11 protein-coding genes are annotated in these 12,457 nt (G+C 48.6%); 8 read left to right on the top strand and 3 right to left on the bottom strand.

What is annotated here, in order from left to right; genetic code table 11:
• Positions 1-33: 33 nt before the first annotated feature.
• From argB to argH, 5 genes are all read left to right on the top strand, one after another.
• On the top strand, positions 34-804 hold the full coding sequence (argB, locus tag GON05_RS07295) for an acetylglutamate kinase (protein WP_157318591.1): 771 nt from the start codon (positions 34-36) through the stop codon (positions 802-804).
• A 21-nt stretch (positions 805-825) separates the two neighbouring features.
• On the top strand, positions 826-2,022 hold the full coding sequence (locus GON05_RS07290; RefSeq protein WP_157318507.1) for an acetylornithine transaminase: 1,197 nt from the start codon (positions 826-828) through the stop codon (positions 2,020-2,022).
• A 28-nt stretch (positions 2,023-2,050) separates the two neighbouring features.
• On the top strand, positions 2,051-3,010 hold the full coding sequence (gene argF, locus GON05_RS07285; RefSeq protein ID WP_127453295.1) for an ornithine carbamoyltransferase: 960 nt from the start codon (positions 2,051-2,053) through the stop codon (positions 3,008-3,010).
• 34 nt (positions 3,011-3,044) lie between these two features.
• Complete coding sequence (locus GON05_RS07280) at positions 3,045-4,283, top strand: argininosuccinate synthase (protein WP_127453293.1); 1,239 nt, start codon at positions 3,045-3,047, stop codon at positions 4,281-4,283.
• 75 nt (positions 4,284-4,358) lie between these two features.
• Complete coding sequence (gene argH, locus GON05_RS07275; RefSeq protein WP_181646568.1) at positions 4,359-5,774, top strand: argininosuccinate lyase; 1,416 nt, start codon at positions 4,359-4,361, stop codon at positions 5,772-5,774.
• A gap of 67 nt (positions 5,775-5,841) precedes the next feature.
• Here argH and GON05_RS07270 read toward each other — a convergent pair whose 3' ends face one another.
• The 3 genes from GON05_RS07270 to GON05_RS07260 all read right to left on the bottom strand — a co-directional run bounded on the left by GON05_RS07270 (position 5,842) and on the right by GON05_RS07260 (position 9,122).
• Positions 5,842-6,729, bottom strand: coding sequence for a DUF4097 family beta strand repeat-containing protein (locus tag GON05_RS07270; RefSeq protein ID WP_157318505.1), 888 nt, complete (start codon positions 6,727-6,729; stop codon positions 5,842-5,844).
• Positions 6,730-6,732: 3 nt separating this feature from the next.
• Positions 6,733-7,554, bottom strand: coding sequence for an HAAS signaling domain-containing protein (locus GON05_RS07265; protein WP_157318504.1), 822 nt, complete (start codon positions 7,552-7,554; stop codon positions 6,733-6,735).
• 128 nt (positions 7,555-7,682) lie between these two features.
• Positions 7,683-9,122 (bottom strand): VanW family protein, encoded by a 1,440-nt coding sequence (locus tag GON05_RS07260; protein WP_157318503.1) that lies wholly within the window; start codon positions 9,120-9,122, stop codon positions 7,683-7,685.
• A 253-nt stretch (positions 9,123-9,375) separates the two neighbouring features.
• On the opposite strand from GON05_RS07260, the gene ftsE reads away from it, so the two are divergent.
• From ftsE to GON05_RS07245, 3 genes are all read left to right on the top strand, one after another.
• A complete protein-coding gene (gene ftsE / locus GON05_RS07255) occupies positions 9,376-10,062 on the top strand; it encodes a cell division ATP-binding protein FtsE (protein WP_127453284.1) in 687 nt (228 codons plus the stop codon).
• Entirely contained in the window at positions 10,052-10,969 is a 918-nt protein-coding gene (gene ftsX, locus GON05_RS07250) for a permease-like cell division protein FtsX (protein WP_157318502.1), read from the top strand. Before ftsE ends, ftsX begins: the two co-directional genes overlap by 11 nt.
• Before the next feature lie 281 nt (positions 10,970-11,250).
• Positions 11,251-12,441, top strand: coding sequence for a murein hydrolase activator EnvC family protein (locus GON05_RS07245; protein WP_127453281.1), 1,191 nt, complete (start codon positions 11,251-11,253; stop codon positions 12,439-12,441).
• Positions 12,442-12,457: the final 16 nt, after the last annotated feature.

Below are 12,457 nucleotides of genomic sequence, written 5' to 3'. Positions count from 1 at the left end.
GGACCGAACGCAGTGAAGAACAATTGCTTTGTGATGAAATGCGGAGGCAGCACGCTTGCGGCGCTGCCTGCCAGCTTTTTTGAAGATATGCGTCAACTTCAGGAGGAAGGCATCGTAACGGTTATCGTTCACGGCGGCGGCCCTGCCATTTCGGAAACGCTCGGGAAGTTGGGCATTGAGTCCGGTTTCGTGAACGGCCTGCGTGTGACGAACGAAGCGGTGCTCGACGTTGTAGAGATGGTGCTTTCCGGCCAGATCAACAAAGAGATCGTACGCCGTATTCAATTGACAGGCGCAGCAGCGCTAGGTTTGTCCGGTGTGGATGGACATTTAATTGAAGCTAAGCCGGTGGCGAACAGCCACGAGGTCGGTTTAGTCGGCGATGTGACGAAGGTGAACGCGGAGCTGATCCAAGGCATCGTGAACCTGGGCTACATTCCGGTTATTGCGCCGGTTGGGCTTGGTGAAGATGGCGGACAGCGTTACAATATTAATGCGGATACGGCAGCTGGCGCGGTGGCCTCCCACCTTGGCGTGGAACAAATGGTTGTCGTGACAGACGTACCTGGCATCATGAAGACCGTAGACGGTGAGAAACAGGTGCTGCCGGTTGTGAGTGTTGCTGAGATCGAAGAAATGATTGCAAGTGGAGACATTTACGGCGGTATGATTCCGAAAGTTCGCGCAGCGATCGCTTGCATTCAAGGCAAGGTGCAGGAAGTTGTGATTGTGAATGGAGCGGAGCCGAATGTGCTTAGCAAAGTGCTGAAGGGCACGGGAATCGGTACAAGAATTGTACGATAACACTATAAGGAGGGAATGTACATGAGTGAAACGGGTAAAAGCTCGCTCTTTCCAACGTACGCCAGATATCCAATTACGCTGGTGAAGGGGGAGGGCAGCCGACTATGGGACGATACAGGCAAGGAGTACATCGATTTGATGAGCGGAATTGCGGTAGCGAGCCTCGGGCATGCGCCTAAAGAAGTGAAGGAGCAGCTTGTTCAGCAGCTTGATCAGCTATGGCATGTCAGCAATCTTTTTCATATTCCGAACCAGGAAAAATTAGCTTCCTTACTTACGGATAACAGTTGTGCGGATGCTGTATTTTTCTGTTCCACAGGAGCAGAAGCGAATGAGGCCGCTATTAAGTTGGCGCGTCGCTACAACCAAAAGGTGCTGAACAACGGTCGGTACGAGATTATTACGTTCAACATGTCGTTCCACGGACGGACATTGGCGACCTTGACCGCTACAGGTCAAGACAAAGTGAAGGAAGGCTTCCATCCGCTTCCTGAAGGTTTCGTGTATGCGGCTTATAACGATATCGAGGCTGTTCGCAGCCTTGTGAATGACAAAACATGTGCAATCATGTTGGAAATGGTACAAGGGGAAGGCGGCGTATTGCCGGCTGATCCGGAATTCGTGAAACAACTAGCAGAGCTGTGCAAACAGGAAGGCCTGCTTTTGATAGCGGATGAAATCCAAACGGGTGTAGGGCGTACAGGCAAGCTTTTTGCCTATGAACACTATGGTGTTGAGCCTGACATCTTCACATTGGCCAAAGGACTGGGCGGCGGATTCCCGATTGGGGCTATGCTGGGGAAAGCTTTCCTTGCTGAAGGTTTTAGCGCTGGCAGTCATGGTTCGACATTTGGCGGAACGCCGATTGCGACGGCTGCAGGCTTTGCGGCTGTGGATACGATTCTTGCCCAAAAGCTGCCGGAACGCGCAGCAGAGTTAGGGGAGTACACGATCAAGAAGCTGGAAAGCAAGCTTGCCGGCAATCCGTTAATCGCGAAAATTCGCGGTATCGGGCTTTTGATCGGGATTGAGTGCACGCAACCTTCAGGTGAAATTATTAGTGAAATTCATAAAAAAGGCGTGCTCGTTATTCCAGCTGGGCCTAACGTTATTCGTTTAGTGCCGGCCTTAAATATACCGCAAGAAGATTTGGATCAAGGGCTGGATGTGCTGTGCGCGGTCCTTGCAGAGAAGGCATCTACGATCAGCAGCATCTAGGGAAGTAACAGGAGAGAGGTTGAATGAAATGAATATTACCTTACAAGAAGAAATGGCTGCCCAATTGAAGGGCAAAGATTTCCTTGCTTTGGCTGACTATACACCGGAAGAAATCGAATACTTAATTCACTACGGGATCGAGCTTAAGCGTAAGCAAAAGGCTAGAGAGCCTCATGCTGTGCTTGCCGGCAAGACACTCGGGATGATTTTCGAGAAATCCTCGACGCGTACGCGCGTTTCCTTTGAAGTGGGGATGTACCAACTGGGAGGTCAGGCTTTATTTTTGAGCAAAAACGACCTGCAGCTTGGACGCGGTGAAACGGTTTGGGATACGGCACAAACGCTGTCCCGTTACCTCGATGGCATTATGATTCGTACGTATGAACACCGTAAGGTGATCGATCTTGCGCGCGGAGCGACGGTTCCCGTTATTAACGGCCTGACGGATTATGCGCATCCTTGCCAAGTCATGGCGGATTATCAGACTGTTCTTGAGAAAAAGGGCCGTCTCAAAGGCATTAAAGTAGCTTACATCGGCGACGGCAACAACATGGTGCATTCCTTAATGGTGGGAGCAAGCAAATTGGGGATGGACTTCGCAATTGCTTCTCCTGAGGGCTATGATCCTGACCAGGAAGTAATTCAGAATTCCAAGGAAAATGCTGCGCATTACGGCGGCAGCGTACTTCTGACACGCGACCCTCGCGAAGCGATTGAGAATGCGGATATCGTCTACACAGATGTATGGGCGAGCATGGGCTTCGAGGCTGAGCAGCAGGAGCGGGAGATTGCTTTTAAAAACTACCAAATCAACGAAGATCTGGTGAAGTACGCCAAATCGGATTACTTGTTCATGCACTGCTTGCCTGCACACCGCGGGGAAGAAGTGAGCGAAGGCGTCATTGACGGCGCGCATTCCATTATTTTCGACCAAGCAGAGAATCGTCTTCATGCGCAAAAGGCTATTATGGCCGCGACCATGATATAATAAATAGATAGAGGAAACGGAGAGATTAGTAGACATGGCTAAGGAAAAAATCGTGCTCGCCTATTCCGGCGGGTTGGATACTTCGGTAATTTTGAAATGGCTTAAAGAGACTTACGACGCTGAAATCATCGCTTTCACGGCAGACATCGGGCAGAAAGATGAGCTCGACGGTCTGGAAGAAAAAGCGCTCGCAACCGGCGCCTCCAAAATCTACATTGACGATCTGCGCGACGAGTTCGCGAAGGACTTCATCAACCCGATGTTCCAAGCGGCTGCGCTTTATGAAGGCCAATACCTGCTCGGCACGAGCATTGCGCGTCCTTTGATCGCGAAGCGCATGGTTGAAATCGCGCGCGCAGAAGGCGCAACAGCGATTGCACACGGTGCAACCGGCAAAGGAAACGACCAAGTGCGCTTCGAGCTAACAGCTGCGGCGCTTGCTCCTGAGATTTCAGTGATCGCGCCTTGGCGTTTGGAAGAATTCCGCGAGCAGTTCCCGGGCCGCGCTGAAATGATCGCGTATGCCGAGAAACACGGCATTCCGGTAACGGCATCCGCTGCGAAGCCATATTCGACAGACCGCAACTTGCTGCACATCTCCTTCGAGAGCGGCATGCTGGAGGATCCTTGGTTTGATCCATCCGCTACATCCAACAAAGACATGTTCGTGCTGAGCGTTGACCCTGAGGATGCGCCAGACCAAGCCGAATACATTGAACTTGAGTTTGAAAAAGGCGACTGCGTAGCAGTTAACGGTGCGAAATTGACGCCACTTCAAGTGATGGAAACGCTGAACGAAGTCGGCGGCAAGCACGGTATCGGCCGTGTCGACATGGTAGAGAACCGCTTCGTCGGCATGAAGAGCCGCGGTGTGTACGAAACTCCAGGCGGTACGATCCTGTTCACCGCTCACCGCAAAATGGAGTCCTTGACGATGGACCGCGATGTCATGCACCTTCGTGACTCCCTGATCTCCAAATATGCAAGCCTTGTATACAACGGCTTCTGGTTTGCTCCAGAGCGTTTGGCAATTCAAGCGCTTGTTACAGAAAGCCAAAAGAACGTATCCGGTACAGTTCGCTTGAAATTGTACAAAGGCAACGTTATCGGAGCTGGCGTGAAAAGTCCGGTATCCTTGTACAATCCGGATATTGCGACGATGGAAGCTGATCCGACGAAAGCTTACGATCAAGGTGATGCGACAGGCTTCATTCACTTGAATGCCCTTCGTTTGAAAGTATCTTCGGGTGTTGAGCAAAACGCTAAGAAGTAATCAACATAGGCTGTGAATCCGGGCTTTCCCTCGTGGAAAGCCTTTGGGCTGTAAAATAGAGAGGAGTGGATGCACGTGTCAAAACTATGGGGTGGACGATTTACGAAGCAAACCGACCAATTGGTTGAAGAATATACAGCATCAATTATGTTTGATAAAGAGCTGGCCGAGGAAGATATTCAAGGCAGCTTGGCGCACGTGACGATGCTTGGCAAATGTGGCATTCTTCCTGCGGATGATGTCGAGAAAATCAAGGATGGTTTGTACGCAGTTCAAGGCATGATTCGCCGCGGCGAGTTGGAGTACACGATTCAGAATGAAGATATTCACATGAATATCGAAAAAACGCTGATCGATTTGATCGGTCCTGTTGGCGGCAAGCTGCATACGGGACGTAGCCGTAACGATCAGGTGGCGACGGACATGCATCTGTACCTGCGCAAACGGGTGGTAGAGTTCGTTGGCCACCTCATCAAGCTGCAGGAAGCTCTTCTTAATCAAGCGAAGAAAAACATCGATACGATTATCCCGGGATATACGCATCTTCAGCGTGCGCAGCCAATTCTGTTCGCCCATCACATGATGGCTTATGTCAGCATGTTCCAGCGTGACCTTGAGCGCTTGCAGGACAGCTACAAGCGCGTAGACATCCTGCCGCTAGGCGCTGGCGCGCTAGCCGGCACGACGTTCCCGATCGACCGCCATTTCGTGGCGGAGCAGCTCGGGTTCGGACGCGTGTACGAGAACTCCCTGGATGCGGTCAGCGACCGCGATTTCATCCTGGAGTTCCTCTCTAACGCGTCCATGATCATGATGCACCTTTCTCGCTTCAGCGAGGAAATGGTGCTCTGGTCTTCCACCGAGTTCGCGTTCGTTGAACTCGATGATGCTTTCTGCACCGGCAGCTCGATCATGCCGCAGAAGAAAAACCCGGACGTGGCGGAGCTCGTCCGCGGCAAAACAGGCCGCGTCTACGGCAACTTGTTCGGTCTGATGACCGTGCTGAAGTCGCTGCCGCTGGCGTATAACAAGGACATGCAGGAAGATAAGGAAGGCATGTTCGATACGGTTCGTACGCTGCAAGGCGCGCTTCAACTGTTCGCTCCAATGGTCGCTACCATGAAAGTGAACACGGATCGCATGAGACAAGCCGTGAACCAGGATTTCTCGAATGCTACGGACATCGCCGATTACCTTGTTAACAAGGGACTGCCATTCCGTCAAGCTCACGAAGTTATCGGCAAAACGGTGCTGTATTGCATCCAGAACAAAAAATACTTACTCGATATGAGCATCGAGGAGTTCAAAACGTTCTCAACGCTGTTTGAGTCCGATATTTATGCCGTGCTGCAGCCGGAACAAGTCGTGAATGCACGTAATGTATACGGCGGAACGGCAAGCAATCAAGTGTCGGAAGCTATTGCCCGCGCCGAACAAGTGTTGGCGCAATCCAATGAGTGGTTGCAAACATATTTGGAGAAGAGCAAATAAGATATAAAAAGCCTTCAACGTCATCCGAATGGATGATATTGAAGGCTTTTTGCTGTATATCTCTCGTTTATCTGCCCGTAACCGAGATATACCCGGTGTCGACGCGAACTTTCACTTTTTTGCTGCCATCCCCGAGGGTACCTTTGGCAGAGTGATGATCTTCCCGGTCTACAGCAAGACCAGGCACTTCCAAATTGGCGCTGCCTGTATCGGCGCTTAGATCGAAGCTCACATTTTTAGGCGTTGGCTCAAGTGTAAGCCTAACACTGCCAGTGTCGGATTCAAGGGAGACCGAATCACCGATATCACTTAATTTTGCCGTGATACCACCTGTATCTGTCTTGATCTTGACCTCGCCTTGTCCTTCTTGAATGTGAATATTCCCCGTATCTGCTTGGAGATTCAATTGTTTGCCTTCATAGCGGTCAAGTGAAATGTTGCCTGTATCCGTGTTGGCTGTTAGCTTCTCAGATTTGAGATCATTGAAGTTGATATTACCTGTATCGGAAGTCACGGTGATGGCTTTGTACATTTTATCCGGTAGGGAGACTTCGGTTTTGAGCCCAAAGCCGCGGCCGGCAATCAAATTTTTGAGTTCGGTGATGTCAAAACCAAAATTGATGCGATCTTTTTCTTTCGTGCAAACATCAACCCGCCATACATTGCTTCGTTCTGTGGCTGCGTCAATCGTGCATTCATTCGCGTTAGATTCCCGCACCGTACCGACTAGGCGCACTTTAATTTCATCGCTGTTTGTTGGGACGAAAGTGATGCTCGAGTCATTGTTTTGAAGGATGAGGGTGTCGATATTTGCCGCAGCGATCTTCTTCTCGATATTAATGTTGGAGACGCCTGCATTCAAGTCTAAGGTTTTGAACGAAACAGCCGCACCGATGAGTCCAACGGCCAGGCAGGTAAAGCCGGTTATTAAGAAAAATTTATATCTGCTTTTCACGGCTTAAGCCCCCTTAATTAATTTGGCATTGAACTGGATGTACGCCCGTGTGATTTTGAAAAATAGTTGGAACAGCCAAGTGCTGAGCGTAGTGAGAATGACGCCTAACCCGAAGCATGCCAACATGGCAAATCCAATGAACTGCAGATCGCTGCCGACGTGCTCCATAAAGCTGCCAAGCATACCGGCGATCGGAGCGACGATTAGTGCAAAGCCCGAAGCGAATAACGCAATTAACGCTGCCAAGATACCGAACCATGGGCCAACAACGAACAGGAGGTTGAAAAAGCCGAGCGCAATGCTGACGATAATCGCCTTCAGCCCTGTTTCCTGCTTAGCCGGATAAGGGTAAGGAGGTTGCTGCGCGTAATAAGGATTCTCATAAGGCGGCGGCGTATAGGACGGAGGTGTATAGCCCCCGGCTTCTGGTGCCTGCTTTGGTGCCGCTGACTCGGGTTTCGTATATATTTTCTCAAGCGGTGGAGCTTTTGGTGCTTGAGGAGCTTGATGCGCTTGATGCGCTTGAGTTGCTTTAGCCGTTGGAGGCGTTTGAGGTGCATTAGGTGTTATAGGAGCTTGAGGAATTGACTCCTGTTTTGCACTTTTTGCAGACTCCGGTTGGCTGACCGTTGAGGCATCTTTCTGTGCGTCCCAGTTAGGAATTCGCGGATAACCTAGCGATTGTGCCACCTCATCCTCGTGTTTACCGTTCTCAATGGCTTTTTGGAACAATTCCTCGTAGACAGACAATATATTTTGGCGCTCCTTCTCTGGAAGTCCGCGCAGTCGATAGTTGAGTTCTTTGAAATAATCAATCTTGCTCATCGTTCATCCTCCTTATCTCATATTGCGTACTCTTATCATAATAAAAAAAAGTCATAGTGACCTAGTAACTACAGTCACATGACCTTTAGATGTTTGACCCTTTTTATGGCTTAAAATAGTCACAAAGATTACCGGAAGGAAGGTCCTTTGACGCCGTCTTCCAAAATGGGTTGCGGCTCCGGTGCGCCCCCTAATTCAGGTTTGATATCGCCCCGGTTAGAGGCGACCAAGGTCGGCACCGGAGAGTACTGATCCTTCGAGATGAGTTCTTTGCTGACGAAAACGCCGTTTTCCCTTTTAATCCGATAGGTTTCAACTTTGAAACCTGCTTTACCTGTACTGATGGGTCGAGTGGCTCCTGGAGCTAGCGTTGTATTATGCAAGTATTTAACGGGAGGTTGGATCGTCTCTGTGACATTTGATTCGATGTCATATGTAATCGAAGGAGACATGTGTCCAAACAGCTTGACGGTGACATCCCGATCCGTTGTGACGGTCCGAATCAATAGATAGGCATCGGTATTGTTGCGAAATTTGAAATTGATGTAGCCGTTGGCAAAAGTCGCATCTTGTCCAAGCGTGACGTAGCTGACAGGCAAGGAGTGGTTACGGCGCTCAACAATAGCGAGCCCACTGCGCAATACAGCATTGTACAGTGTTGTCGATACTTGGCATATGCCTCCGCCGATACCGGGAACCAGCTTGCCGTTAAGGATAACCGGCGCTTCCTTATAGCCGAAGGTGGTTTCTGTCTGTGCAATGATTTTGCTATAGTCGAACGTCTCTCCTGGTGCCATGAGATAATCTTGAATGGACGCGGCGGTAGAACGAATATTGTGAATTCGTCCTTCACCGGAAGCGGGAAACGTTGTCGTAAACTCGGATATTTTGCGGTCGATGCCCTGCTGCTTCAATGTTTCTACAGTTACGGCGGGACTCTGCTCGTACAAGGGCAGCGTCAATCGAACGGGTGCGGCGTTGTGAATATACGAAATGGAGGGAGCGACTTCTTGCAGGTGTTCCCCCAAATGTACGGTGTCAATGCGTAGTACCCTGTGTTCCGGTTCATAATTTAGCGAGTCCTGAGCGGTCACGATCCGCTTCGCCGGCGCAGGCTGCTGGCTATAAAGGTCTTTCCATGCCTCTTTCAACGCTGCGTTTAGCTGATCTTCGTTCACAGTGACCTCAATCGGGATATCGGCATGACGAAGCTCCCAGCGGGCTTTTATCCGCTGCAAGGGTGAAGCTTCGAACAATTGGGCGATAGATTGCGTGAGGGCCTCATCATGATATTCAACGCCTAACTGTCCAATGGTCAATTGCCGATTGGCGATGTCCGGATAGGAGGTTTGCAATTGGACAGGAAAAGCGTTTAGCAGCTCAAGCCTCTCCTCATATTGCTGCTGGAACGTATCATAAGGCATGCCGCCGACGCGCCAGCCGGCAACCGTAAATTTCGGAGGCAGTGTGCTCTGAGAACCATACAGGTATAGACCGATACTTATAGAGCTTAGCAGTCCTATGGTGATCGTCGCATAGAAGGTTGCTTTTCTAATGAGGGGTGGCATGTACAGCGGCTCCTTTACATACGAATGAGTGAAAGGCCTGTACTACCATATGTATCTTCTTTCCGAACAATTTATTACTAAAACCTTGCGACCCTTAAATGTGTACAAATCATGATATAGTGACAGTAAACAACAGGAATTTTGAACGATTTTAGAAGGAATTTCCGACTTCGTGTCGAACTCCTTAAAGCTGTCTGTACAGCAGAGAGACTTTAGGCTTCGCTTAAGGACCCCTATATTAGGATGTGATATTGTGATCGAAATGCAGGACGTATGGAAAACGTACTCCAACGGTACTCATGCATTGAGAGGGATTAATGTAAAAGTAGACCGCAACGAGTTTGTCTATGTTGTCGGACCTTCCGGGGCTGGTAAATCGACATTTATGAAATTGATGTATAGAGAAGAAAGACCGACCAAGGGCCAAATTTTCGTGAATGGATTCAATTTAGAAAAGCTGAAACAGCGTAAAATACCTTTTTTACGTCGAAATATCGGAGTTATTTTCCAAGATTATCGATTGCTGCCGAAGCTGTCTATTTTCGACAATGTAGCCTTTGCTATGGAAGTAATTGAAGCACCGAAGAAACAAATCAAGAAACGTACGATGGAAGTGCTTGAGCTGGTGAGGCTGAAGGACAAAGCCAATTCGCTTCCCTCACAACTATCCGGCGGTGAGCAGCAGCGTGTCGCCATTGCCCGGGCAATAATCAACAATCCTTCCGTCATTATCGCCGATGAACCGACAGGAAATCTCGACCCTGAGACATCGTGGGGGATTATGAAACTGATGGAGGAAATTAACTTCCGTGGTACGACAATCGTCATGGCTACGCATAACAAGGAAATCGTAAATACGATGCGTAAAAGAGTCATTGCAATCGAGAATGGCCTTATTGCTCGTGACCAGTTACGGGGGGAATACGGCTATGAAGATTAGTACATTCTCCCGGCACTTGCGGGAAGGTACGCGGAATGTTGTCAGGAACGGATGGATGACGTTTGCATCGATCAGTTCAATCGCAATCTCGTTGTTCATTTTAGGAATATTCGTACTAATAACATTGAATGTCAATGATATCGCTAGTCAAATTGAGGATCAAGTTGAGATTAACGTGTACCTGGAGGTTAACACCCCTCAGGATCAAATCACAGAGCTCCAGACCCAAATTCAAGGTTTACAGGGAGTCAAAACGATCAAGTTCGTTTCGAAAGAAGAAGGACTTGTCTATTTGCGTCAAAAGTTAGGGGAAAGCGGCAAAGCTTTGCTGGATGGTTTTGAAGGAGAAAACAATCCGCTGAATGATGCATTCACGGTCGAAGTGGATGATCCCCGAAATGTAGCCGTGGTTGCGGATCAGATCAGCGCACTTAACGCAGATAAGGATCCGAAGCCTATTTATAAAGTGAATTATGGCAAAGGGACTGTTGAAGCTTTATTCAAAGTAACGCAAATTGTTCGTTGGGTCGGCTTTGGGATTGTGATTTTGCTCTCCTTTACGGCGGTGTTCTTGATTGCCAACACGATTAAAATTACGATTTTAGCCCGTCGCAAAGAAATTTCAATTATGAAAATGGTTGGAGCGACGAATTCATTTATTCGTTGGCCGTTTTTTATAGAAGGTGCTTTACTTGGATTTGTGGGTTCTATCATTCCCGCTGTGGTCATTCTCGGCGGATATTGGAAGTTGCTGAACTTAAGTTCTTTGAACTTAAATTTATTGATGATTGAGCTGACGCCTTTCGGAAAAATTGCTCCTACGATGATTGCTTTGTTGCTAGGTATTGGCATCGTCATCGGTATCTGGGGATCTCTAATCTCCGTCCGCAAATTCCTCCGCGTCTAATAAGGAGGCTTTAAAAGCCGACTTTGATAACGAAGTTATTCTCTATAGCTTACTCGGCGTCGAATCTTGAATGAAACTGGGGCAATGCGGTACTCATGTAGCTTGCTACACTCCGATCCACCTGCCCTCGCTTTCATCCAACCTTCTCGGTTCTGAAAGCCGGTTTTTTTAGCTTTTATTTCTATTAAAACATTTTCAAAGATTCAAAGATAAGAGAATAAGAGATTTGAGAGGAAGTCCAAAAAAAGCATCATGTTTTTGATGATGAGGAGGCTACGTGCTTGAAGAAGAAGATTCTACCCTTGGTGATGTCATTTGGGATTGCCGCTTCACTAGCGGTGCCATATGCAGGTTATGCCGCATCCACAACGGATAAGATCGATCAGCAGTTGACTCAACTTAAGAAACAGAAGGCAGAAGCGCAGCAGAAGGCGAAGGACGCCGAGAATCAGATAGATAAAGTGCATTCTGAGAAAGACCAGGCCACCAAGGATATGAATACGCTTGTCCAACAAGTCAATGAAGCCAGTAAAAAGCTTACGCTGTTGAATGAGCAAATCGATCAAGTGACCGATACGTTAGAGGAAAACGGGAAACAGCTGGATGAGGCGATAGCACGAGTAGAAAGTCGCGACCAAATGCTGAAATCCCGCGTGCGTTTGATGTATATGAACGGTTTTGTTTCCTATATGGACGTGGTTCTGAGCGCTACTAGCTTTTCTGATTTCTTGAACCGGATTGAGGCTTTGAAATCTATTGTAAATCAAGATAAAGTCGTACTAGAAGCAAATAAGAAAGATAAAGAGATTGTTGCTAAGAAGAAGGAAGAGACGGAGCAGCAGCTCGAAAAGGTCAAAAAGCTCTACGCAGATGCGGATGCATTAAGAGATGATCTGCAGGCGAAAGAGAAAGCGAAAGAAGTCAAAATTGCTTCGCTTACGAAGCAGGAGAAGACGCTTGAAGATATTTCCGAAGAGAGCGACAAGTTAATTACGCAATTGGCGAAGCAAGAGGCGGATCTTCAAGCGAAGAAACGTGCTGCGACCAAAGCGAAGTCTCCTTTCACTTACGCTGGAGGCAAGTTAGGTTACCCTCTGGCAGCGCAAGCGCCGCTTACGTCGGATTTTGTTAACCGGATTAATCCCGTTACAGGTAAGGCAGAGAATCATAAGGGCATCGATCTAGGCGCTCCAAAAGGGACAAGCATTCTTGCTGCGGAGAACGGCTCTGTCATTTATGCTTCGTGGATGAACGGTTACGGGAACTGCGTTATCGTCGATCACGGCAATGGATTATGGACACTGTACGGTCATATTATGAACGATGGCATCTATGTCAAAGTCGGAGATACAGTCAAACGTGGGCAGAAGATTGCCGGAGTTGGCTCGACAGGACAATCGACAGGAAACCATCTGCATTTCGAGGTTAGGCTGAACGAAACTCCTACCGATCCTAAACCGTTCTTACGATAGGACAACTTGGTTATAA

It is taken from the genome of Paenibacillus anseongensis, assembly GCF_009757995.1.
GTDB classification, from domain to species: domain Bacteria; phylum Bacillota; class Bacilli; order Paenibacillales; family NBRC-103111; genus Paenibacillus_E; species Paenibacillus_E chondroitinus.
This window is presented reverse-complemented; position numbering and strand designations above follow the sequence as displayed.

Coding starts and splice junctions, on each gene's coding strand:
- GON05_RS07290 (WP_157318507.1), top strand. CDS start 826: ATGAGTGAAACGGGTAAAAGCTCGCTCTTTCCAACGTACGCCAGATAT.
- argF (WP_127453295.1), top strand. CDS start 2,051: ATGAATATTACCTTACAAGAAGAAATGGCTGCCCAATTGAAGGGCAAA.
- GON05_RS07265 (WP_157318504.1), bottom strand. CDS start 7,554: ATGAGCAAGATTGATTATTTCAAAGAACTCAACTATCGACTGCGCGGA.
- GON05_RS07260 (WP_157318503.1), bottom strand. CDS start 9,122: ATGCCACCCCTCATTAGAAAAGCAACCTTCTATGCGACGATCACCATA.
- GON05_RS07280 (WP_127453293.1), top strand. CDS start 3,045: ATGGCTAAGGAAAAAATCGTGCTCGCCTATTCCGGCGGGTTGGATACT.
- ftsX (WP_157318502.1), top strand. CDS start 10,052: ATGAAGATTAGTACATTCTCCCGGCACTTGCGGGAAGGTACGCGGAAT.
- argB (WP_157318591.1), top strand. CDS start 34: ATGAAATGCGGAGGCAGCACGCTTGCGGCGCTGCCTGCCAGCTTTTTT.